Source organism: Dyadobacter sp. CY261, assembly GCF_021440085.1.
GTDB lineage: Bacteria > Bacteroidota > Bacteroidia > Cytophagales > Spirosomataceae > Dyadobacter.
Window position 1 is genome coordinate 221098 of the sequence record NZ_JAKCPW010000009.1, and the last position, 23205, is coordinate 244302.

General features: G+C 49.9%; 16 protein-coding genes. 5 read left to right on the top strand and 11 right to left on the bottom strand.

What is annotated here, in order from left to right; genetic code table 11:
* Position 1: 1 nt before the first annotated feature.
* Positions 2 to 2950: an FAD-binding and (Fe-S)-binding domain-containing protein gene (locus tag LZD49_RS24335; protein ID WP_234670286.1), complete on the bottom strand. Its 2949-nt coding sequence runs from the start codon at positions 2948 to 2950 to the stop codon at positions 2 to 4.
* Between the two features lie 187 nt (positions 2951 to 3137).
* Between LZD49_RS24335 and LZD49_RS24340 the strand changes: the two genes are divergently transcribed.
* Positions 3138 to 4610, top strand: coding sequence for a thioredoxin family protein (locus tag LZD49_RS24340; RefSeq protein WP_234670287.1), 1473 nt, complete (start codon positions 3138 to 3140; stop codon positions 4608 to 4610).
* A gap of 51 nt (positions 4611 to 4661) precedes the next feature.
* On the opposite strand, the gene LZD49_RS24345 is transcribed toward LZD49_RS24340, so the two are convergent.
* Both LZD49_RS24345 and LZD49_RS24350 read right to left on the bottom strand, forming a co-directional pair.
* The gene (locus tag LZD49_RS24345) at positions 4662 to 5918 is read right to left on the bottom strand and encodes a HAMP domain-containing sensor histidine kinase (RefSeq protein ID WP_234670288.1); all 1257 of its coding nucleotides are present in this window, start codon (positions 5916 to 5918) and stop codon (positions 4662 to 4664) included.
* Entirely contained in the window at positions 5915 to 6592 is a 678-nt protein-coding gene (locus LZD49_RS24350; RefSeq protein WP_234670394.1) for a response regulator transcription factor, read from the bottom strand. The genes LZD49_RS24345 and LZD49_RS24350 overlap by 4 nt, the downstream gene beginning before the upstream one ends.
* Before the next feature lie 157 nt (positions 6593 to 6749).
* Between LZD49_RS24350 and LZD49_RS24355 the strand changes: the two genes are divergently transcribed.
* Positions 6750 to 8219 carry a TolC family protein gene (locus LZD49_RS24355; protein WP_234670289.1) on the top strand — a complete coding sequence of 490 codons (1470 nt, stop codon included), beginning with the start codon at positions 6750 to 6752 and terminating at the stop codon, positions 8217 to 8219.
* 50 nt (positions 8220 to 8269) lie between these two features.
* Positions 8270 to 12625: an efflux RND transporter permease subunit gene (locus tag LZD49_RS24360; protein ID WP_310590503.1), complete on the top strand. Its 4356-nt coding sequence runs from the start codon at positions 8270 to 8272 to the stop codon at positions 12623 to 12625.
* 76 nt (positions 12626 to 12701) lie between these two features.
* On the opposite strand, the gene LZD49_RS24370 is transcribed toward LZD49_RS24360, so the two are convergent.
* The gene (locus LZD49_RS24370) at positions 12702 to 13277 is read right to left on the bottom strand and encodes a DUF4136 domain-containing protein (RefSeq protein ID WP_234670290.1); all 576 of its coding nucleotides are present in this window, start codon (positions 13275 to 13277) and stop codon (positions 12702 to 12704) included.
* 336 nt (positions 13278 to 13613) lie between these two features.
* Positions 13614 to 14981, bottom strand: a complete 1368-nt coding sequence (locus LZD49_RS24375) for a Gfo/Idh/MocA family protein (RefSeq protein WP_234670291.1) — start codon at positions 14979 to 14981, stop codon at positions 13614 to 13616.
* Positions 14982 to 15022: 41 nt separating this feature from the next.
* Here LZD49_RS24375 and LZD49_RS24380 point away from each other — a divergent pair, with 41 nt between their 5' ends.
* On the top strand, positions 15023 to 15592 hold the full coding sequence (locus LZD49_RS24380) for a DUF6934 family protein (RefSeq protein ID WP_234670292.1): 570 nt from the start codon (positions 15023 to 15025) through the stop codon (positions 15590 to 15592).
* Complete coding sequence (locus LZD49_RS24385) at positions 15589 to 15738, top strand: hypothetical protein (RefSeq protein WP_234670293.1); 150 nt, start codon at positions 15589 to 15591, stop codon at positions 15736 to 15738. The genes LZD49_RS24380 and LZD49_RS24385 overlap by 4 nt, the downstream gene beginning before the upstream one ends.
* A gap of 1 nt (position 15739) precedes the next feature.
* Here the strand turns inward: LZD49_RS24385 and LZD49_RS24390 are convergent, their stop codons facing one another.
* The 6 genes from LZD49_RS24390 to LZD49_RS24415 form a co-directional block, all read right to left on the bottom strand.
* Positions 15740 to 16672: a sugar ABC transporter substrate-binding protein gene (locus LZD49_RS24390; RefSeq protein WP_234670294.1), complete on the bottom strand. Its 933-nt coding sequence runs from the start codon at positions 16670 to 16672 to the stop codon at positions 15740 to 15742.
* A gap of 113 nt (positions 16673 to 16785) precedes the next feature.
* On the bottom strand, positions 16786 to 17718 hold the full coding sequence (locus tag LZD49_RS24395; protein WP_234670295.1) for an ABC transporter permease: 933 nt from the start codon (positions 17716 to 17718) through the stop codon (positions 16786 to 16788).
* 133 nt (positions 17719 to 17851) lie between these two features.
* Positions 17852 to 19357 (bottom strand): sugar ABC transporter ATP-binding protein, encoded by a 1506-nt coding sequence (locus LZD49_RS24400; RefSeq protein ID WP_234670296.1) that lies wholly within the window; start codon positions 19355 to 19357, stop codon positions 17852 to 17854.
* Positions 19358 to 19437: 80 nt separating this feature from the next.
* Positions 19438 to 20598, bottom strand: coding sequence for a Gfo/Idh/MocA family protein (locus LZD49_RS24405; RefSeq protein ID WP_234670297.1), 1161 nt, complete (start codon positions 20596 to 20598; stop codon positions 19438 to 19440).
* 143 nt (positions 20599 to 20741) lie between these two features.
* Entirely contained in the window at positions 20742 to 21776 is a 1035-nt protein-coding gene (locus LZD49_RS24410) for a TIM barrel protein (protein ID WP_234670298.1), read from the bottom strand.
* Between the two features lie 20 nt (positions 21777 to 21796).
* On the bottom strand, positions 21797 to 23011 hold the full coding sequence (locus tag LZD49_RS24415) for a class I mannose-6-phosphate isomerase (protein WP_234670299.1): 1215 nt from the start codon (positions 23009 to 23011) through the stop codon (positions 21797 to 21799).
* Between the last annotated feature and the right edge of the window lie 194 nt (positions 23012 to 23205).

Here is a 23205-nt window from a genome sequence, read left to right on the forward strand (position 1 = left end):
GCTATTTGATTAGTGCATCATATAAAATTTCAACCGGGTGCATGGCTTTGCGCCCGGTACCATCTTTAATCTGATGGCGACAACTCGTCCCGGAAGCCGCGATAATCACATCCTCCGGCTGCTGACGGACGGTCGGAAATAATACCAGCTCCCCGATGCGCATTGACACGTCGAAGTGCTCTTCCTCATAGCCGAAAGAACCCGCCATTCCGCAACAGCCCGAGGGAATGAGCTGAACCTGATAATTTTCGGGCAATTGTAAAGTTTTTTTGGAAGCAGTTAAAGTCGAAAGTGCCTTCTGATGACAGTGCCCGTGCAACTTAATAAGCTGACTTTTGGAAACAAATGCGCTTTTCTGAATACGCTTCGCGTCGATTTCGCGGGCGATGAACTCTTCGAAGAGTAAGGCATTTTCACCGATCTTTTGCGCATGGCCCCTCTCTTTTTCCCCTACCAAATCGACATATTCGTCCCGAAATGACAGGATCGCCGAGGGCTCGATGCCAATCAGCGGTGTATCGTAAGTGATCTTATCTTTGAGTAAGGCCACATTTTGGATCGCGAGTTTCTGTGCTTCCTTTACAAGTCCTTTGGACAAATACGACCGGCCTGATTCGACATGCTCCGGAATAATTACCTCATAACCCAGCTTTTCGAATAGCCATACCGCCTTTTTGCCTACTTCCGCATCATTATAATTGGTGAACTCATCGCAGAACAAATACACTTTCCGCGCGTGGGTTACCTTTTCCTTTCGCTGCTGATGTTTATTCCACCAACTTTTCAACGTCTCGCTATCAAGTTTTGGCATTGACCTGTCGGGGTGGAAACCTACCATTTTGTTAGCGATCTTACGCAATGCGGGTGTTCCAAAAATGCCATTGAACGCCCAGGGAGCGATAGAGGCCAGTTTCATCTGGTTGGAGAAGTTGGCTATCAGTTTACTCCGCATGGGTATGCCATGCGTTTCGTAGTATTGCTGGGTAAACTCGGCCTTCATTTTACCAATATCCACACTCGAAGGACATTCTGATTTGCAGCCTTTGCAGGATAGGCACAAGTCGAGCACCTCCTTTACCATTTCCTGGTTTGTAGCCGGGGCTGTCGCGGGTGTCAGGTACTGGCGTAACATATTGGCACGGGCGCGGGTGGTATCACGTTCGCTACGGGTGGCCATGTAGCTTGGGCACATCGTACCACCGGTGAGTTCAGTTTTGCGGCAGTCACCGGATCCACTGCATTTCTCAGCCAGTCGCAATATGCCTTCCTGCCTTGAAAAATCGAATGTTGTCTCAATTGTCGGATTAGGCTTATCCTGCTCGTAGCGGAGGAATTCGTTCATCGGCGGCGTGTCGACGATCTTGTTCGCATTGAAAACGCCATCCGGGTCCCAGATCCGCTTCACCTGCCTGAACATTTCATACACTTCTTCCCCCATCATATAAGGAATGAATTCGCCCCGCAAACGGCCATCCCCATGTTCTCCCGACAATGCACCATTGTATTTCTTTACCAATACCGCCGTGTCGGCCAGTACATCCCTGAATTGCTGCTTTCCTTCACTGGTTTTAAGGTTGATCATCGGCTCCACATGCAGCTCGCCCGCACCCGCATGTGCATAGTACGACGCGTGCAAGCCATGCTTTTCGAGCAAAATCTCCAATTCTTCGATATACGCGGGCAAATCCTCCACCGCTACTGCACAATCTTCGATCAGGTTCACCGGCTGGGTGTCACCAGGTAAGTTACGGATCAGGCCCAAACCTGCCTTACGGATATCCCAGGCTTTATTGGCATCATCACCAAACAAAAGCGGATAGGCGTAACCGAGGTTTTCTTCCTTCAACTGTGCAATCAATGCGGCCGCTTTTTGCTGGACTTCTTCCTTCGCAATGCCCCAGAATTCGACCATGAGCATGGCCGCGGGGTCGCCTTGCATGAAGAAGCGGTTTTGAGAATACACATTATGGTTTTTGGTAAAATCCATAATGTATTTGTCCACGAGTTCGGAGGCCTTAGGGTCGTATTGCATCGCCACGCGGTTGGCGTGCAATGCTTCCGCGAGAGAATTGGTATGTACACACACCACACCCACAGCCGCCGGTGGCGCGTCCACTAGCGCAATTTTAGCTTCTGTTACAAAGCACAACGTTCCTTCGGAGCCTGCGATCAGGTTACAGAGATTGATGTTGCCCTTTTCAAAGTTCCGGACCAATGCATCGAGTGCATAACCCGAGTTTCGCCGCGTTACCGTTGGCTTTGAAAATTGCTTTTTAATTAAATCCTGATCTATCGGATTGGATACTAACCCGAACATTCCCGCCAGAATGGACTGTAACCGCTGACCTTTTACCTGGTTTTCCCGGATCGATTGTGTAAAGTCGGCGATGGTCTGCTCACTGAACATCGCCTCTGAGCCGTCGGACAGCAATACTTTCACTTCCAGCAAATGGTCGCGCGTGGCGCCCCAGGTAATGGAATGCAAGCCGCAAGAATTGTTTCCGATCATCCCGCCGATCATCGCGCGGCTGGCAGTGGAAGTTTCCGGACCAAAGAGCAGGCCGTAAGGCGCAAGGTGTTTGTTCAAATCGTCGCGGATCACTCCCGGCTGCACACGCACCCATTTCTCCTTCGCATTTACCTCTAAAATCCTCCCAAAATGCTTTGAAATATCCACCACAATTCCTTTTCCCACCACTTGCCCGGCCAGCGAAGTCCCAGCGGCGCGTGGAATGAGCGTCACCCTGTTTGCCTTTGAGAATTCGATGAGTGCACGAATATCCTCAACCGTCCTTGGTAACGCCACCGCGAGCGGCATTTCCTGATAAACGGAGGCATCGGTAGCATACACTGCACGCTGCGCTGCGTGAAGTGTGGAGTTGTCAAAGTAAAGTTCACCTTCAAATCGGGCACGAAGGGTATTGAACTGAAATGGTGAAACGCGGGTCATGGGAATAGTCGATAATCAGGCAGCGAAGTTAAGGTACTTGGCCTATTTATGCTTTCAAAAACTGCATTAATGTATGCGCGGATCACGCTCAATAAGCAGACGGAACAGATACCGGGACGAGTTACGTATATTGGCACAATTTTTACACCGACCTGTTTTGGTAAATACAGTTTTCACTTTCGAAACGATGAAACACATAAACACTCTGATCCTCACACTATTCAGCTGGGCTGCATTTAGCTGGGTATCTTACGCGCAAAATACAGCCAATATTACGTTAACAGCCCCAAAAAAGGCCGCTGTGACCGTTACGATAGTGCTGGAAGATGTTCATTTTCACCCCAATCTGGGCACCGGGCTGGCGGATGCGAAACTGGATGCTGTCGCTTCGGTAAATTTCGCCGATATAACGTCCGAAAAAGCGGTGATCCAGCTTAGCGAGCCCAAAATGATGCGCTTGCAGTACAGCGGCAGCGGCGTGAACAAAACCTGGATGCTGTTCCTGCAACCCGGCGACGACCTGACGATCAACGTCGGAGAGAATGCGGATGTGACTTTCGCAGGCAAGAATGCCAATTACCAGACATTCCTGAAAAATTATTTTCTCGAAAACCAGTACCAATACCTGCCCGTTTTTGGATACAAACCATCACAGATCGACAACAAAAGCGTGGTGCAGCAAAGCGATAGTTTGAAAAGAGCGCGACTGGATGCATTCGACAAGTTTAAAACGGCAAATCCGGTAGTGCCTGCATTTGAAGCTTACGTACTCGCCACCACTGCTACCGAACCCTCGCTGACCCGCCAATTAATTCAGGAAAAAGTCATGCGTCGCAACCGCGTGGCGAAACTGGATGCTACCCAACGGAAAGAACTGGAAGATTTCACACTTACCGACTTCAAAATTCAGCCGGACGACGCATTGTTGAGCCAGGCATACCGTGATGAGTTGCGCAACTGGGTATTGATCCCTTCGACCCGCAAATACCCGCTCGAATCAGAAACGCGCTATGAAATCAGCCCGCAAGCGTTGCAGGATGTATACGCATTTAGCAAGGAAAAACTGGCCAGTTATCCAAAACAGAAGGAATATCTTGCTACCTACTGGCTTAATTATGCAGCTACGGCCATTCCGAATGTCGAAACAGCTAAAACACTGCTCACTGACTATAAAGCTACCTTTCCGCAGTCTCCTTACTCCGATTACATTTCTAAACTGATCCAGACCAAAGAATCGCTGCAACCGGGCTCCCCGATCGCCGATGTGACGCTTTTAAACGCGGATAGCGCCGCCGTGACGGTTTCATCGTTGCAGGGCAAGCCGGTTTGTATGGTATTCTCATTCAGCATTGGACAGCACGAGCCCGGATTGAAGGTTTTGGAAGATAAATATGCCGACAAGGTGACATTCGTATATGTTTCTGTGGCATCTGGCATCCCGCTGACGACATGGAAACAATACGTAAAAACACGGCCTGCTGCAAAGCATTTGTGGGCTTCGGATGAAAATATTGAGGTTCTGAAAGAGAAATATGGTATCGATATCCGCTACCCATTTTTGGTATTGGATGGTTCAGGCAAGATTGCGAACCGCTGGATTCCGCAGGAGTTTCCTAACAACAAAACGCTGGAAGCCGAATTGCAAAAAGTTGCTAAGTAGTGTTTCGGTAGGTGCGAGGCAGTAGCTTCGCACCTACCGAAACATTGATAGCTATTGGAGACGAATGATGTGAATAGACTCTGAATACCGATAAGAAATCTGCAAATCACAATTATCACAGATCTGCTTTACAATTGCCAGCCCCAGCCCAAGAGATTCCGCTCCTGTAGACTCTTTTTTAAATCGCTCAAATAACCGTTCCGGATCACTTTTAAGCGGATTCCCCGTGTTACTGATCTGGACAAAATCAGCGCCCGCTTCCAGCCGGAGCTCACCGCCTGGATGATTATGCCTGATGGCATTGCTGATCAAGTTCGTCAGCAGGATTTCCGCCAACGCCGGGGACATTACTTTCCGGAAACTACCCCTCGATTGCACACTTAGCTGGATGTCTTTATGTCGTAAAATATCTTCGAAATCCTTCAATTTGTTCAAAGCTAGCTCGGAAAGATCGAGATCTTCCTGTTCGGTAAACTGCTGGTTATCAATTTTTGCCAACAATAGTAATCCCTGGTTAAGCCTCGACATCCGCCGTGCGGCATGGTAAATTTCCTCAATCCAGTAAGTATGGTCTTCTCCCAGGTCTTTTGACTGGATAAACTGTTCCACCCTCGCATTGATCAGCGCGAGCGGCGTCTGAATTTCGTGAGAAGCATTTTCGGCAAATTCCCGCAGGCTCCGGTAATCGTGCTGCATTTTGGAAGCCATTTTTTCCATCACATCACCCAACTCATTGAACTCCGTGATTTCGCTCCTAATGGGCTCCAAGGGCTTATTTTTAGTCCAATCAAAATCTTTGATCTTCGCTAAGGAATCGTAAAACGGTTCCCAGAGCTTGCCAGACAAGACCCGGTGAAAGAAAAATGTGCTTACCAACAAAAGCCCTAAAAAGGCAATCATCGCCGCAGAGATCGCCTCGATCAGTTTATAGGACTCGATCATCGACTTCCGTATCGCGACCCGATACGGCGACCCGCCGATCAAAGTGTAGAATGTAAGCTGTCGGAACGGATCGGCGGTTTGTTCGTAACGGTTGCTGATGAGTGTGTCGGTGAATGCCACTTCGTTTTTGAATTTGCTGAAGACAGGCACTACTTCGATTTTATTTTCGACGAAATAGGAGTTAGTCGTCCAGGTATCGTTGGTGCGAACGTAGGCCTCAAAGTCACGCTTCTCGACCATTAGCCTGCTTTCCACCTCTTCGTAAATCATGAATTTGATGATCCAGAAGAAGGCGATACCCACCGCCAGGTAAATCAGCAACGAGGCGAGCAGGTAAATGCGGCTAGCTTTTTCGAGGAGTTTCAAGGTGCGGTAAATTTGTAACCTATCCCGTAAATCGATTGAATGTAATCCTTTCCACCTTTCTCGACGATCTTCCGGCGAAGATTTTTGATATGCGAATAAACCATATCCAGCGAATCGGCCGAATCCATATTATCGCCCCAAAGGTGCTCGGCGATAGATTCCTTCGTCAATGCGACATCGATATTGGAAAGAAAATAAAGCAAAAGATCATATTCCTTTCGCGACAGCATCGTTTCGGCTTCGCATATAAACACCTTACGTGCCGGCAGATTGACCCGGATATCTTTCCATATCATATCATTATTCCCTCCGAAATTCCGCCGCCGAATGAGCGACTTAACCCGTGCATTGAGTTCGGATAGGTGGAATGGCTTGGTCATATAGTCGTCCGAACCGATTTCCAGACCTTTTAGCTTGTCTTCCAATGTATTACGGGCAGAAATAATGATAATACCCGTTGCGGCGGCGATCTTTTTAAGTGTCTGGATAATATCAAAACCATTGCCATCCGGTAATGTGAGGTCCACGATCGTGCAATCGTACTGGTACAGGCTGATCTTCTCGTCGGCCTGCCAAAACGTATTGGCCACTTCGCAAACGAACCCTTCTCGCGAAAGATAGTCCGTGATACTTTCTGCAAGCCCCTTCTCGTCCTCCACTACTAATATTTTCATTTCTCTTCCAAAAAGGTACTTCACAAAAGTACGTTCCAAATTTGGAAACATTTGGGAAGGATAAACCTATAATAAACAGCCCTTTGAGTAATTCCATTTCCCAAATGTTTCCAGAATTGGGCTCTAATTTCGGCTAAAAATATCTTTAACCAGAATTATGAAGCACTCCCCGTACCATCGTGTTTCGCATCTGTTCCCGCCGGGAAATGCGCACTCCAAGGAAAGGTTCACACACCGAATTTTCAATATCAGGACCACCTGGCTAATCATCCTGCTGTTAACAGCCTTTATATGCCTACCCGCCTGTGCACAGCAGATAAAGCTACACGAAGCGCTGGAACTGGGCAAGGGCAACTTCCCCTTTTTGAAAGCCAAACGGGCTGAAATACATAGTGCCGAAAGCCGCATCAAATCCGTTAAAACCGATTACCTGCCTGCATTCATCGTGCAGGACCAATATACTTATGCCACAAGCAACAGCGTCGCCGGCGCGTTCCTGCCCAACGAGGGTAGCGCATTGTCGCCATCGGGTGGTATCCGTCCGGAAAATTATTACACAGCCACATTTGGCAGCTTCACGACCGCGATGGTCGACTGGAAGGTTTTCAATTTTGGAAAAATTAAAGCCAATGTGAATGCCGCCAGGGCTGACCTCACCCGTAGTCAGGCCGATTATGAGAATGAATTATTTCAACATCAGGTTAGGATCGTCGATGCCTACCTGCTGCTGTTGATCAACCAGAAACTGGTAGACGCCCAACGTCAGAACCTTCAACGGGCCTTGGTTTTCAAACGTGTGACCGATGCCGCTGTGAGTTCGGGCATGCGCCCGGGTGTCGACAGCTCGCTCGCCGCTGCCGAATATGCCAAAGCACAATTGCTGTTACTGGAAAGCCAGCGTGTCGAAAAAGCACAGCGACTTCGTTTCTCCGAGCTTACCGGCGAGCTGCGTGATAGCATTCAGGTGGACAGCATGTTTTTTTACTCCAAATTGCCCGCGGTTCCCGGAGAAACAGGATCGTTCCTCAAAAATCCTGCATTAAGGTTTTCGCAAGCCCAAATAGACGCCTCATTGGCACGCAGCCTGGCAGTAAAACGGTCGGCTCTGCCATCCATCTCCTTTGTGGGAGCCGGCTGGGGGCGCGGGTCGGGCGTTTCGAATAAGGACGATTCCTTCCGCACAGATTTCAGCAGCGGGGTAAAATACCAGGTTTTCAACTATCTCTTCGGCGTCTCCACGCGCTGGAACCTGACCAACATTTTCAAAGTCAGAAACGATTACCACGCGGAACAATTCCAGGTTGAGCGTTTCAAATCATTATACCAAACACAACAGCTGCAACTCGACCGCCAGGCGCGGGAATCCGAAATCCAGTTCCAGCTCTCACTCGCTCAGGCACGCCTTACACCCGTGCAGCTCGCTGCCGCCCAACGCGCATTCAACCAGGCAGAAGCGCGCTACCAAAGTGGCCTGACCGACCTTTTTACATTAGCACAAAGCGTGAATGCCCTCAACCGTGCCGAAATAGACAAGTTCGTCACCAATGGCAATGCCTGGCGCTCGCTCCTACTGAAAGCCGCAGCAGCGGGTGACCTAAGTATGTTCTTAAATCAAATAGCCCAATGAAACGCAAACTGTCATGCTGAGCGGCACGACAAATACAAAATCTGAATATTATGTATCAACTCATCAGAACTGCCCTCCGACAGCCCATTTCCATCGTGGTAGTCGTGATCGGCATCCTCTTTTTCTCGGTTCTGTCCATCAGGAGCATTCCCGTTGACATTTTCCCAAACCTCGATTTGCCCACCATTTACGTAGTGCAGCCCTATGGCGGTATGGCACCCGACCAGATGGACGGCTTTATCGCAACCCGCTACCAGGACCACTTTCTGTATGTATCGGGTATCCGCGACGTGGACGTAAAAACGATCCAGGGGTTATCATTGATCAAACTGTCGTTCTACGCCGGCACCGACATGGCGCAGGCGGCGGCGGAGGTCGCCAACAACGTCTCCCGCGCGAAAGCCTACATGCCCGAGGGAACGGTGCCGCCGCAGGTGGTCCGGTTCGATGCGAGTTCGGTGCCGATCGGCCAGATGGTTTTCGAAAGCGCCTCGCGGTCACTAAATGAGATCCAGGACTTCGCATCCTCCCGCGTGCGACCGATGTTTAGCCGGATCGAAGGCGTTTCCAGCCCGCCGCCATTCGGAGGTAACCAGCGCACGATCGTCGTTCGTGTCGATCCCGAGCGGATCAGAAGTTACCATTTGACGCCGGAAGAAGTGATCAAATCCATTATCGCCAACAACCAGCCTTCGCCGGCCGGTAACATCCGGATGGGCGACAAAACCTTGATGACGCCCGTTAACTCGCTCATTAAAAAGCCCGAAGACTTTCTCAATATCCCCATCCGCGTAGGCGCAGGCCCGACGGTATTTATCCGCGACGTAGGAGTGGTCGAAGACGGCGCCGACGTGACGGTGAGCTATGCATTGATCAATGGACGCCGGGCGGTTTACATTCCGGTTGTTAAAAAATCCGATGCTTCTACGCTGGATGTGGTCAACAACATTCGCAATGCATTGCCGCAACTCCGGAATGCTGTGCCCGAAGATGTGAAGATCTCCTACGAATTTGACCAGTCCGTGTATGTGACCAATTCGCTGAAAAGCCTGATCACGGAAGGTGTTCTCGGGGCATTGCTCACGGGTTTAATGGTATTGCTCTTTCTCCGCGACTGGCGGAGCGTGATCATCGTGATCGTAACCATTCCCATTTCCATTCTTTCGGCGGTGATATTGATGAATTTGTTTGGACAAACGATCAATATCATGACGTTGAGCGGATTGGCATTGGCGATCGGCGTGCTTGTAGACCAGGCGACGGTGACGATCGAAAACATTCACCAGCATCAGGAAATGGGCAAACCAAAAGAGCAGGCCATCTGGGACGCGTGTAAGGAAATCGCATTTCCCGAGTTTTTGATCCTGCTGGCGATCCTGGCCGTGTTCGCGCCTTCTTTCGTCATGAGTGGTATCCCAAGATCGATGTTCCTGCCACTTTCACTTGCAGTCGGCTTTGCGATGATCGCTTCCTTTTTGCTTTCGCAGACATTGGTACCGGTGTTAGCTAACTGGCTTTTGAAAGACCATCCACACCACGAAGCGCCCACATTGGCATTGGATAGTCAGGAAATCAATGACGTGATTGCAGAAGGGGCGCACCCGTCGCTGCCTCCGACAGGTTTTGAAAAATTTAAATTAAAATACCTGAATGTACTGAATGGCATCATGGGCAAGCGCCTGATCGTGCCTGTGTATCTCGTCGGCACCATTGCATTGATCGTCGGCGGCTTTTTGCTTATCGGCACCGACATTCTGCCAAAGGCCAACAGCCACCAGTTCCAAATGCGGATGCGCGTGCCCGACGGAACACGAGTGGAGCGCACAGAGCAGGCTACATTGAAGGCTCTGAATTTGATAAAATCGGAAGTAGGAAAGGAAAATGTCGAAATATCCTCGGCTTATGTAGGAACAGTTCCTTCCAGCTACGGTACTTCAAATATTTTCGTGTTCAACAGCGGCCCGCACGAGGCTGTGTTGCAGGTTTCTTTAAAGGAAGATTTCCCTGTAAGAATGGATGCATTAAAGGAGAAATTGCGTGCGCGAATCGGCAAGGAGATCCCAAATCTCGCTATTTCATTCGAACCGATCGAACTGGTCGACAAGATTATGAGCCAGGGGGCTTCGACGCCGATTGAAGTAAGCGTCGCTGCCAAAGATGTAGAAGAAGCAGGAAGATTTGCGCGTAAGATCCGGAAAGAAATGCAGCGTATCGCATTCCTCCGAGATGTGCAGATCGCACAGCCGCTGCAATATCCGATCCTCGACGTAAAAATCGACCGCGAGAGGGCCGGGCAGCTCGGTATTACCTCCACCCAAGTGGCCAGATCGATGGTAGCTGCGACTTCATCCAGCCGTTTTACCGATAAAAACCTCTGGCTAGACGATGCAAAAGGACTTGCCTACCAGGTGCAGGTTCAGATCCCGGAATATCAAATGACATCCGTCGAAGACATTGGCACCATTCCATTGAAAACCGGTGTGAGCAACCCGCTTTTGGCCGACGTTGCCACATTCTCCGAAAAGACCGCCCCCGGCGAATACGACCGCGCCGGCCCGAACCGACTGGTAACCGTTACGGCCAATATTCATAAAAAAGACCTTGGCGCGGCGACAACTGCCGTTCAGAAGGCTATTAAAAATGCAGGTGAACCACCCCGCGGCGTGATTGTAGAACTCAAAGGGCAGACCGACCTGCTGACCGAAACACTAAGCAGCTTGCAAACCGGCTTGCTGATCGCCGTCGTGATCATGTTCCTTTTACTTGCTGCGACTTACCAGTCATTCAAACTGTCGCTCGTCGTGCTTTCAACGATCCCAGCCGTGGTGGTGGGCTCAATTGGACTTCTTTTGCTTACCGGCGCGACATTGAACCTGCAATCCTATATGGGCCTGATCATGTCCGTCGGGGTATCCGTAGCGAATGCGATTTTGATGGTGACCAATGCGGAGAACCTTCGTCTGAAATTAAATGATGCACACAAGGCCATTACACTCGCTGCCGGCAGCCGTATCCGACCGATCCTCATGACCAGTATCGCGATGATCGCCGGGATGGTACCAATGGCGTCCGGCCTGGGCGAGGGCGGCGACCAGATCGCTCCATTGGGGCAAGCCGTAATCGGTGGGCTCATTGCCTCCACATTGGCGTCGCTCCTCATTCTCCCGGCCGTGTTCACGCTCGTGCAACGCAAGGCATCCGTTAACTCGGTATCCCTCGATCCCGAAGATCCTGAAAGCAATTTCTTCCGCAAAAAACTCCAAACATCCGTTTCTATGAACACCCCGAAATCCATTCTGATACTGATTACCGTCGCTGTCGGTATGAGCGCATGCAGCTCCGAAGCCGAAACGAGCGAAAAGCACGAGCAGCAGGCCGAGAAAGAGCCATCGGTCGAGCTTGCTTATGTGAAAAGCATGAAACCCGCCAAACAGATCGCATTACCGGGCGAATTGAAGCCGTGGAACAAGGTGAGCATTCATCCGAAAATAAAGGGGTTTGTGAAAACGGTGAATGCAGACCGGGGCACGGTAGTTCGGAAAGGCCAGGTCCTGGCGGTATTGGAAGCGCCGGAAGTGATCTCTGAACTAAGCCAGGCCAAAGCGCAACTCATCGCCGCCGAGGCCGCATTGAACGAAATCACAACGCGATACCAGGCCAGCGCATTGACATATAGCCGCTTGCAACGAACCAACCGCACAGAAGGCGCAGTGTCCCTCAACGAGCTCGACCTGTCCAAAGCACGCGCAGCAGCGGATAGCTCTGCCATGTCTGTTGCCAAAGGCAATGTACAGGCCGCGAAATCATTTATGGAAACCAAAACAGAGCTTTCGCGCTACCTCACCGTAACCGCTCCATTCGACGGGATTATTACGGAAAGAAACATCAGTCCGGGGGCATTGGTAGGACCGGGAGAAGGCGGTGCAAAGCCATTGTTTATGTTGGAAGACAATACCAAACTGCGCCTGACGCTGGCCATTCCTGAAAACATGTCCAGCGCCGTGCCGAGCAAGGGGGAAGTTAATTTCACGGTGCCGGCCAGTCCCGAAAAAGTATACAAGGCCGTCTATGCCCGCAGTTCCCGCACCTTATCCGAGGAAAACCGGGCGATGATCACCGAATTTGACGTTACCAACCGCTCCAACCAGCTCAAAGCCGGCATGTATGCGCAGGTTCAGCTCAATACCGAACGCACGGGAAACACCCTCTTCGTTCCCATCACCGCCGTAGTCAGTTCCAGCGAACAAGTCTTCGTCATCCGCGACAAAGCCAAAAAAGCCGAATGGGTACCCGTGAAACGCGGCATCGTCGTGGATACGCTTGTGGAGGTTTTCGGAGACTTGCACGATGGAGAAGCGATCGTGAAAAAGGCGTCGGAAGAGTATCGGAATGGGGAAGATTTGTAGTTGATCCGGTTGCAACGCAAAAATGCCGGGCACTGTGCCCGGCATTTTTGCATTTTAGATTATCACAACTTCGAAATTACTTCCTGCTGTAAGTATCCTGCGTGGCTTCCGGGAAGGAGCGGAGGATATCAGACATCGTGTTTTTGATCATCGTGTTCTGATCCTCTTTTTTGGTCGGGGCTTTCACTTTGCCTGATGCCCAGCCTTGCCATACCATCCGTTCGGTGGTTTTCTGATAAATGTTCAGGATAAACCGGCTTTCCTGGTAATTGTAGGTCGAGATATTGTTACCTCCTCCATACCACCACATGTAAGGCGAATACATATTGTTGGAACGCACTTGCTGGCGGTCCTTCACATCAGTCATAAAGCGTACCACGATCTCCGGACTTTTCGTATCCAACTTGTAGCCTTTCGCTTCCATCACTTCTACGACCGCATCGCCCAGCCTTCTCCGGTTCAGTTCGCTACCCAGCAACGGGTCCTGCTCCATATTGTGCTCGGACTCCACTTTGAAAGTTTTAAACTGTTTAAGGTTAACCGCCGAATCGTAATCGTAACTGACTTGAAGGGCATTGCTACACGCCATAAAGATCACTCCCGCCACAACCGCCATACCGGCGGATTTCATCAACTTCACTATGGTTTTCATTTGATTTTGAACGTTTGGTTTTTGTTGTACTACTCTGACAGTTTCAGGGGGTAAATGGTTTAAATACCTCGAAAACATCTATTAAACTTATAAACAAATAAAACTGATATATCGATCAGAAAAATTATTGTTTTGACACGTTTCAAACGTTTGAATTCACCTTTCAGTCCCCTTTTGAAATCTCTTCGGGGCTCCTCTGCCATTATACCCCCGCAGACCGACTTTTGTTGCAGCCGCGGCCGTATAAATACCATGCCATCAAACAAAAACGCGCCCGGATTTTGCCGGACGCGATGTACTGGGATATATAGGGACCACGAACTTTAATGACCTATCCTAGACGTGCTTGTAGTCAGGATGCTTGTAGGGAGCCCGGTAGGCGCGGGCAAGCAATGCATTGGCTTCTCTATCTCCCACAATTTCGCGTTTTATCGGATCATAAACAATCGAACGACCGGTTTTCATCGAAAGATTTGCCAAAATGCAACTCGATGTAGAAATATGCCCTTCTTCGATGTCGGCAACCGGTTTTCCGTTGTTCTCGATCGCGCTCAGGAAATCGAGCATATGGAGGCGCGTAGCCGGGGCCGCATTCAGCTCGATTTTATCCTCTTTCAGATCTTCCGGATACTTTTCTTTTTCGAAAACAACATCCTTATGGATCTTCTCGCCCTTGCCTTGCGGAATGAAATCGTAGGCCATCGTACTGGCCCAAAGCGTTCCTTTCTCTCCATAGAGCGTAAACGACCAGGGATAATCCGGGTTGTTGGGTGTTCCCCAGGTGCGGTGCTGCCATACGCAGTTCAACCCATCGTATTCAAAGATCGCCGATTGCGTATCCGATATATTGGACTTACCCTCTTTCTGCACATAAATACCACCCGTTGAAGATATTTTTTTCGGCCAGCCCAGTTTCAACATCCATCGTACCGTGTCGAACATATGCACGCACATGTCACCTGTGACACCATTGCCATATTCCATAAACGTCCGCCACCAGCGCACGTGCGGCAGGCCGTCGTAGGGGCGCAGGGGTGCAGGGCCCGTCCATTTTTCATAATCCAGAAAATCCGGAACCGCCTCAACCGGCGGATTACCGTTGGCGCGCATATGGTAGTAACAGCACATTTCCACGTGTGAAATCTTGCCCAACAAGCCTGCATCGACGATATTTTTCTTGGCATCGATCAAATGCGGCGTACTTTTCCGCTGCGTCCCTACCTGCACTACCTTTTTATATTTCCGGGCGGCCGCTACCATCGCTTCCCCTTCCAGCACATCCACGCTGATCGGCTTCTGCACATACACGTGTGCACCGGCCTTCACGGCGTCGATCATTTGCAGTGCATGCCAATGGTCGGGCGTGCCGATGAGCACGATATCCATCTCATTTTCGGCGAGCATTTTCTGGTAATCGCCATACAACTTCGGCGTCTTACCCGATTTCTGCCGCTGGCTCACGAGTTTACCCGCTTCATTCAATTGATTCTTATCCACATCGCACAATGCGATCACCTCTACCGGCGCCACCTGGATTAGTCTGAAAAGGTCACTTTTACCATACCAACCTGTCCCGATAAGCCCCACGCGCCATGTTTTAGCCGGGTTCATCAGGTCCATTCCCTGCGCTCCAAAAGTTGAAAGTGCCAATGCAGCCGTCGCCCCGTGAAGAAAGCTACGGCGGTTGATATTAAAAGTGTTCATCCGTGATTTTGATTGGTTTTAGGAAAACTGGCAAATGCCATATGCCGGTAAAAGCGCAGAGGAAGCGGCGTTTTACTTTTGTGAAGGATTATTTTACATTTGCGACACATACAACCGCTCAACTTCCTGCATCGATATGGTACTCACAATTCCGAGTTTCTATGCAGTCAGAGTTTTATCCTTTTCAGTCAGATGATGACCGGCTCTATTTCGATTTTTTCAGTGTTAGTTATGACAAGACGATTACAAAAGCCGTAGTTTTTACAGAATTTTCATATGCTAAGCGGCTTTTTAATCTGGCGCTTGTAGATGTACTTTCGGACGGAGAATTAAGCGATATGGCTACCAGCGGCAACAACCTGGACCTGGAAAAAGTCATGGCAACTGTGTCGCAATGCATACGGCTTTTTTTTGAAAAATATCCTGACGCAGAAATTCAAATCCAAGGCAATACTCCAGCAAAAAACCGTTTGTATAGAATGGTGATTACCCGAGAACTTTCAAACATCCGAAAGTATTACGAAATTTATGGAGCAAATGGCCCGCTCGCTGAGCCATTTGAAGTTGGCAAAGCTTACAAAGCTTACGTTTTAAAACTTAGGACATTATGAAAACTCAAGTTAAGACCATCGAAGAGCGCAAAAAACAGGTTCTTTCTGATCCGCGGGTACAGGCGATTATCATAGAAAAAATGGAGGCCGCCCGAGAGTTTATTGAGGGCGGAGGACTGGAAAAGATGCGCGCCGCAAAACACTGACTTATTTCAAAAACTCTTCAACATTCCCCTTCGTCACCAGGCGAAAAGGAATCAGTACCTCCTGCTCAAACGCCTCTTTTTTGGCTGCCTTTACAGCGGTCTCTATGGCCTTTCCGCCCTGCTCTTTTGCATTCTGGAATACTGTCGCATCCAACGTTCCCTTCTTCACAGCTTGTAATGCGTCCGGTATAGCATCTACGCTTACGACGAGCACTTTATTTTTTAAACCTGCGGCTTCCAGTGCTTTTACGGCACCCATTCCCATTTCATCATTTTGGGCGAAAATGGCATTGATCTTGTCGCCGTAGGATTGGATCCAGTTTTCAGTCAGGGACATGCCTTTGGCACGATCCCATTCACCCGATTGCTCCGCAAGCAGTTTGAGGCCCCGGTTGGCTTTCAGAATTTCCTTAGCGCCATTATCGCGTTTGATTTGCGCTGCCTGGCCCATGAAGCCATGCATCATCAGTACATTGCCTTTGCCGCCCAGCTTCTCTGCAATATATTTCATCGCGATCCGCGCGGATTCTGTATCATCAGAGCCAACAAATGCGGTCGGTTTAGCAGAAGTTTCAGAGTTGACGTTGATGATGGGGATCTTCGCATCCATCGCAAGTTTGATGGCTGGTGAGCTTGCCTCCACCTCGCAAGGGTTCATAATAATCGCATCCACGCCCTGGCTTATGAAGCTTTCCACCTGTTCGACCTGCTTCAAAGCCGAACGCTCCGCATCGACAGTAATGAGCTCCACACCCATTTCCTTCGCCTTCGCTTCCATAGCGTCGCTTACATTCACGATAAATTCATTTTGCATGCTCAGCATGGTAGCACCAATCACCAGCTTGTCTTCGCCGGATTCTTTATCTGAAGACTGGTTACAGCTCGCAAAAAGAGCCGTGGCAATGATAGTAGCGAAAATTCCGTTGCGTTTCATAGCGTTTCGGCACTTTGCAATCGGCCGTCCAATTATGTTTAGTATTTTAAAATCAAATTCAACCCTTGCTCCCCTTCCTCCATCTTCCCTTTCCTCCATCCTCCCTTTCTCCTTCAATCCTTTTTCCCAATCCCATCCAGCACCACCGCTCCAATAATAATCACGCCCATTACCACCTGTTGATAGTAGGAAGTTACATTGAGCAGGTCCAGACTGTTGCTGATCACGCCGATCAATAATGCACCAATCAATGTGCCCGTCATAGTTCCAGTGCCGCCGGAGGTGCTGGTACCACCAATTATTGCAGCAGCAATGGCGTCGAGCTCGAATCCGGCTCCTGCATTCGGCTGACCTGTCGTAATGCGCGACGTCAGCAGGATGCCTCCCAATCCAGAAAGCAGTCCACAAATCGTATATACCCACATCTTTACCCGACTTACGCGTATTCCCGACGCAAGCGCCGCAGGCTCGTTACCTCCGACCGCATATATGTATCTGCCCAAAACTGTTTTATTTAAAACAACCGAACAAACCGCAAATGCCAATATGAGAATGATAATGGGGAATGGGATTCCTGCGATATTCCCTCCTCCGATGAAATTGAATTCATCTGAAAGATTAGAAATGGGTCTTCCTTTGCTGAAAATCAATGCAAGACCGCGCCCGATGGTCATCGTCCCCAATGTTACGATGAATGGAGGAACTTTGCTCTTGGTAGTGACTAACCCGTTGAATGCGCCTATCGCGGAACCGGCTCCCAGGCCAACGAGCAATGGAACTATTAACGGATAAGTGTCGGGATGCGCAAAAGTAGCCGCCACCACTCCCGCAACTGCTACCATGGAGCCCAGTGACAAGTCGATGCCTCCCGTGATGATCACAAAAGTCACGCCAAAAGCCAACAAAGCATTGATTGACACCTGATTCCCAATGATCAGCAAATTAGAAAGAGTAAAAAACTTGGGCGTACTGAATGCCAGCACGAGGCATATCAATGCGAATGCGAGGAAGATGCCGTACTGGCCGAGTTTGGAGAATCTGTTCATTCGTTTGTTGGGTCTTGCCACGTTGTTCGATGTGACCGCCGACGGCTGACCACCGACCGCCGTTGTGTTTCTTTAAATTGCAATTATATTCGTTCGCCCCCCTTCGGCTGTCAGCGGTCGGCCGTCAAAAGAATCACCCCTCCACCGCATACCGCATAATCAACTCCTGCGTCGCTTCCGCTTTTGAGAGCATTGCGGTTTGTTTTCCTTTGGATAACACCAATATACGATCGCTCAAACCGAGAATTTCCGGCAATTCCGACGATATCATGATAATCGCCATGCCCTGGTCGGCAAGGCCTCGGATTAGTTTGTAAATTTCAAATTTGGCCCCAACGTCGACGCCACGGGTCGGCTCGTCGAGGATGATCAGCTCGGGTGAGGCAAGCAGCACTCTGCCGATGACAACTTTCTGCTGGTTTCCGCCGCTCAAATAAGTTACTTGCTGACCGGCCCCTGCCGTTTTGATCTTCAAATCGGCGATCATTTTGTCGGTGACCGATTGCTCGCTGTGTGTGTCGATAAAACCACCTTTGCGGTGGTAATTGATGCTCGAAAGCGTGATATTATCCTTTACGGACATTTGGGGAATAAACCCGAGTCCCTTCCGGTCTTCGCTCACATAACCGATGCCTCGATCGATCGCCTCGCGTGGCGTGCGTGCACGGAGAGGTATTTTTTTTATCATAATTTCTCCCTCGTCCCATTGATCCAGTCCAAAAATCGCCCTTGCAATTTCCGTCCGTCCGGCGCCCATCAGGCCAGCCAGCCCCACAATCTCACCTGCTTTTACATTGAAGCTAATATTCGAAAACTTGCCTGCCCTACCCAGATTCTGAACTGAAAGCACTTCCTGTCCCACCGGCTGCGTGGTTTCGGGAAACATCCGATCGATTTCCCTGCCTACCATCATCGCGATCAAGGCATTTTGATCCAGCTCGGTGGCGCTTTTGGTGCCCACATATTTCCCATCACGCAAGACGGTAATGGTATCCGAGATGCGGAATATCTCGTCCATTTTGTGGGAAATATAAATAATGCTGACGCCCTGCGCCTTCAGGTCATGAATGATCTTAAATAGCGTCGCCACCTCTTTATCCGAAATCGCCGAGGTAGGTTCGTCCATGATGATGACTTTCGCGTTGTTTGAAATGGCTTTCGCGATCTCGACCATCTGCATCTGCGCGACGCTGAGATGTTTCATTTTTGCGTTCGGTGCGATGTTGACACCCATCTTGTCCAGCAATACAGCCCCACGCTGATTGATCTCCTTATCATTCAGCCAGCCAGAAAGCATTCCCCTTTTACCCGAAACTGCCCTTTCCCTACCGAGAAAAATATTCTGCGCGACGGTCAGTTCAGGAATGATCAGGATTTCCTGGTGGATCATGGAAATGCCTTTTTTCAAAGTCTCATTCACATTGCTACCAATCAAACTTTCACCTTCAAGCAGGATTTCCCCTGAATCAGGTGCTACAAGTCCGATGAGGATTTTCATGAAGGTAGATTTCCCCGCACCATTTTCACCCATCAAGGCATGCACTTCGCCTTTTTTGAGGTCAAAATGGATATTATCCAGCGCTTTGATTCCGGAAAATGACTTGGAAACTTCCTTAATCCTTAGGATATAGTCGGACATAGCAGTATCGAAACTGAGGCTTTAACCTTACCCTCTGTACAGGATTTGATTAAAGCCTCAGATATAGATTGTATACGGAATTAACCTTCCCAATGAACACCGGTGTCTTTCCAACTCTTCGTAGCCGCCGATTCGAGTACCGCTTCACACACTTTCTGTGTTTCGTAAGCGTCACGGAAGGTCGGTGAGCAAGGTTTGCCCGTTTGCAGGCTTTCAAAGAAATCGGCCGCCTGGTGTATGAATGAATGTTCGTAACCAATGCTGGTGCCGGGGATCCACCATCTCTTCATATAAGGCTGGTCGCTATCGGTTACCAGGATCGACCTCCATCCGCGAACGATCGAATCGTCGTTGTGATCAAAATATTCCAGGCGGTTCAGATCATGCAAATCCCAGCGGATAGAAGCATGTTCGCCATTAATCTCGAATGTATAAAGCGCCTTGTGGCCGCGTGCGTAACGCGTTGATTCAAACAGACCGAGAGATCCGTTATCGAAATGGCAATGGAAAATACAAGCATCGTCAATACCCACTTTCTGGACTTCTCCGGTTTCGGTATGCTTGCGTTCCTTAATAAACGTCTCGGCCACCGCAGATACATCCTTAATCCCACCATTGATCCACATTGCGGTATCGATACAGTGCGCGAGCAGATCGCCGGTCACGCCGGAACCCGCTGCATCCACATCCAAACGCCATGTTGCCGTGCCACCCTGCGGTACGTCCGGGCTGATCGTCCAGTCCTGAAGGAAGTTGGCACGGTAGTGGAAAATGCGTCCCAGTTTGCCTGAATCCACAATCTGTTTCGCCAAAGTCACCGCAGGAACGCGGCGGTAGTTGTACCAGACCGTGTTTTTGACGCCAGCCGCTTCAATGGCTTCCACCATTGCTTTCGCCTCAGCCAATGTACGTGCCAATGGCTTTTCGCAAAGAATCATTTTACCTTTTGCTGCGGCGGCCAATGCAATCTCGGCGTGGGTATCGTTCGGTGTACAAATATCGACCGCGTCGATATCGTCACGCTCGATGATTTTGCGCCAGTCAGTTTCGTAGGATTCGTAGCCCCATTGTTCTGCGAAAGCCTTCACTTTCTCTTCATTACGGGAGCAAACGGCCGCCAGTACGGGGCGATATTCAAGTTCAGGAAAAAAATCCCCTATTCTTTTATAACCATTGGTATGCGTGCGGCCCATCAAACCGGAACCGATCAGCGCTACTCTGATTTGCTTTTTTTCTGACATAAGGTTTTGTTGGTTGGGGCTTTCAGCGAGTCGCTTCGAGCCTTAGGTTTTGGAATATTCTTATTTGACGGCTGACCACCGACCGCTGACCGCCGATTACTTGATTCGGCCGTCAGCGGTCGGTGGTCAGCCGGCGGCGGTCATCACGCCACCCATCCATGCGCATTGCGCACTTTCACTAATGCGGCGAGGATGTCGTTCCAGGTTTGCTGCTGGTACATCACTTCGTTCGGGAACATACAGCCGTCCCAGCAAATATGGCGGAATGCTCTTGTCAGCTCGCCTTTGTCGTCGCGCAGCCAGAAACCGGCATGATGTACGATATCCAGCTTCCCGTTAGGATCGGTGGCGAGGCAGTGGCGGCCTGTTTTATCGTGTGAACCGGTTCCGTGAACGGTTCCGTCATTTTGTGCTACGTGGAAATCGATAGTCCACGGGCGGAGCGCGGCGGTCATTTTCTTAAAAGCCTCATCCAGCGCAGCCCTGTCGTCCCACTGGAAATCGGCAGGTAGAATGCGGTCTTCCGGAGCATTGTAGCCCAGCAAATAAAGGAAAGTATGTGACATATCAGCCTGGAAACCTACGTTCGGACGGTCTGTTGCTTCGAGCGTATCCAGCATCGCTTTCCAGCTGTGCATACCACCCCAGCATATTTCACCTTCCGCAGCCAGATTTTCGCCGAAATCAGCCGCTACATCGGCAGCACGCCTGAAAGTTTCCGCGATTTGCTTCGTGTTACCCGCAGGGTCTGCCGACCATGCTTCCGGCGAAGCAGCCGAGTCGATACGGATCACGCCGCTCGGGCGGACGCCCGCGTCGCGCAGTTGCTTTCCAAATTCGCATGCCTTGCGCACTTGCTCCACAAATGTATCGCGTGCATCCTGGCTACCCAATGCCGAACCGGCCCATACATTAGCTACCAGACTGCCTGCTTCGAGGTTAAATCCGGCAAGTTTATCCGCCAGACGCTTCCCGCCATCCGGGCTGTTCAGGTACTCACCGATGTGCTCATCGAAAAGGCCGATATCGACCCCGTCGAATTTCGCACCGTCCACCTCGGCAGCGGCGGTTTTTTCAAGCAGTGTATCAAAAGGAATGATCGGTTCCGAATCGGAACCTTTGCCCACGATACCAGGCCATGTGGCATTGTGGAGTTTAGGGAAATTATTTTCAGGCATGGTTTAAGGAATTTTAGTTTTTACAATACTAAATCAGGGTTACCTGGGCCGAAGTGTTTCAGGATCACGATCGGGTCGGTTTTGGACGGGTTGCTGATCGTAACGCCTTCGGTCGCAGCGGCCTCGCTCACGAAATATTCGTCGTTGGTCAACTGTCCGTAGCGGATCAATGCAGGGGTTTCGATATCCCACACACCGAATTTGCCATGTCCCTGCATCACAATCATTCCGTATGCAGCAGCGTCAGTAATGGTAACAGTCTGTCCTGGAAAAACGGTAAGCTCCTTGGCACTGTAAGCCTCGTTTTTATAGCAGATCCAATTTTCACTATATCCTTCTTCCGCCATCACCGCGACATCTTTTACCGGTTTGGGGCGCATGAAATGCTTTTCCATTAAATTGGGATTTACGTTCAAATCCCAGTCGATCACTTCCATCAACAGGTCATAATCGCCAATTCTGTCTTTCGGTGTACCTTTCCAAAGCAGCTCTTCCGGAATAACCGCCTCATTGACAAGCGATTGATACATCGCAAAAATATCTGATGCTTTTTGAGGCTCATAGGTACATAAGCTGCCCGGCGCATGTAACATGCCCGGTGGCACATCCCAGCCTGTTCCCGGCTCCAGGCGAAACGCCTGGGAGTAATTGGTAATCTTATTGTCACCCTTGGTGAAGTTCATCAGACACTCTTTGATCTGCTCTTTTGAAGTACCGGGAGCGATACCAATGAATGTGTATGGAAAATCGCCACCGTGATTGTTAAGTTGAGGCGGGAAATAGTAGGCTTCCGGCTTTCCATTCTGGCCCACCATAGCCGCGTGCTCATCTCTGTGGTGGATATGATGCGGAAGCGGCCCCATATTGTCAAAAAACTTGGAGTACATAGGCCAGCTCTTGTATTGATCCCAAAGTCTGTCGCCTATAATTTGACCTTTCAGTTCTTCTACCGCGTCCCGCAATGTCACTTTTTGAATCCCTGATTCATCTTCAAAAACGATTTGGCTCAAACCTTCATTTTCGCCTGTAAGCGGCCCATTTTCCGCAGGAGTTGTGGATGATAACCAACGCTCATCGATACCACCACGCTCTCCACCCAGCACATAATAATCGTCGGGGTGCAACTTGATCCTGCGGCCGGGAACGCAAAACGAGCGCGGCACCCATGTCGGCGCCAAACGCAAAATTCCCTTTCCCTGCTCCAACGCCTTCTCAGCTATACTTGAAAGTCCCATTGTTTTTGTATTAAAAATTGGTTTTGGTTGATACTTAGTTAAAAATATTCGCTGTGTATTGATATGTTGCCGTTCATGTCACCCCGAGCGCAGCCGAGGGGTAGTTGCATGATGCAAAAGCATTTTCGCCTATCACCCTTCGACTGCGCTCAGGGTGACATTACGATCGTACAGATTTCATCAACACCATCGGT

What these genes read in the sequence shown, in the direction of transcription:
- LZD49_RS24335 (WP_234670286.1), bottom strand. Translation starts at nt 2,950, where the DNA reads ATGACCCGCGTTTCACCATTTCAGTTCAATACCCTTCGTGCCCGATTT.
- LZD49_RS24340 (WP_234670287.1), top strand. Translation starts at nt 3,138, where the DNA reads ATGAAACACATAAACACTCTGATCCTCACACTATTCAGCTGGGCTGCA.
- LZD49_RS24350 (WP_234670394.1), bottom strand. Translation starts at nt 6,592, where the DNA reads ATGAAAATATTAGTAGTGGAGGACGAGAAGGGGCTTGCAGAAAGTATC.
- LZD49_RS24355 (WP_234670289.1), top strand. Translation starts at nt 6,750, where the DNA reads ATGAAGCACTCCCCGTACCATCGTGTTTCGCATCTGTTCCCGCCGGGA.
- LZD49_RS24360 (WP_310590503.1), top strand. Translation starts at nt 8,270, where the DNA reads ATGTATCAACTCATCAGAACTGCCCTCCGACAGCCCATTTCCATCGTG.
- LZD49_RS24370 (WP_234670290.1), bottom strand. Translation starts at nt 13,277, where the DNA reads ATGAAAACCATAGTGAAGTTGATGAAATCCGCCGGTATGGCGGTTGTG.
- LZD49_RS24375 (WP_234670291.1), bottom strand. Translation starts at nt 14,981, where the DNA reads ATGAACACTTTTAATATCAACCGCCGTAGCTTTCTTCACGGGGCGACG.
- LZD49_RS24380 (WP_234670292.1), top strand. Translation starts at nt 15,023, where the DNA reads ATGCCGGTAAAAGCGCAGAGGAAGCGGCGTTTTACTTTTGTGAAGGAT.
- LZD49_RS24385 (WP_234670293.1), top strand. Translation starts at nt 15,589, where the DNA reads ATGAAAACTCAAGTTAAGACCATCGAAGAGCGCAAAAAACAGGTTCTT.
- LZD49_RS24390 (WP_234670294.1), bottom strand. Translation starts at nt 16,672, where the DNA reads ATGAAACGCAACGGAATTTTCGCTACTATCATTGCCACGGCTCTTTTT.
- LZD49_RS24395 (WP_234670295.1), bottom strand. Translation starts at nt 17,718, where the DNA reads ATGAACAGATTCTCCAAACTCGGCCAGTACGGCATCTTCCTCGCATTC.
- LZD49_RS24400 (WP_234670296.1), bottom strand. Translation starts at nt 19,357, where the DNA reads ATGTCCGACTATATCCTAAGGATTAAGGAAGTTTCCAAGTCATTTTCC.
- LZD49_RS24405 (WP_234670297.1), bottom strand. Translation starts at nt 20,598, where the DNA reads ATGTCAGAAAAAAAGCAAATCAGAGTAGCGCTGATCGGTTCCGGTTTG.
- LZD49_RS24410 (WP_234670298.1), bottom strand. Translation starts at nt 21,776, where the DNA reads ATGCCTGAAAATAATTTCCCTAAACTCCACAATGCCACATGGCCTGGT.
- LZD49_RS24415 (WP_234670299.1), bottom strand. Translation starts at nt 23,011, where the DNA reads ATGGGACTTTCAAGTATAGCTGAGAAGGCGTTGGAGCAGGGAAAGGGA.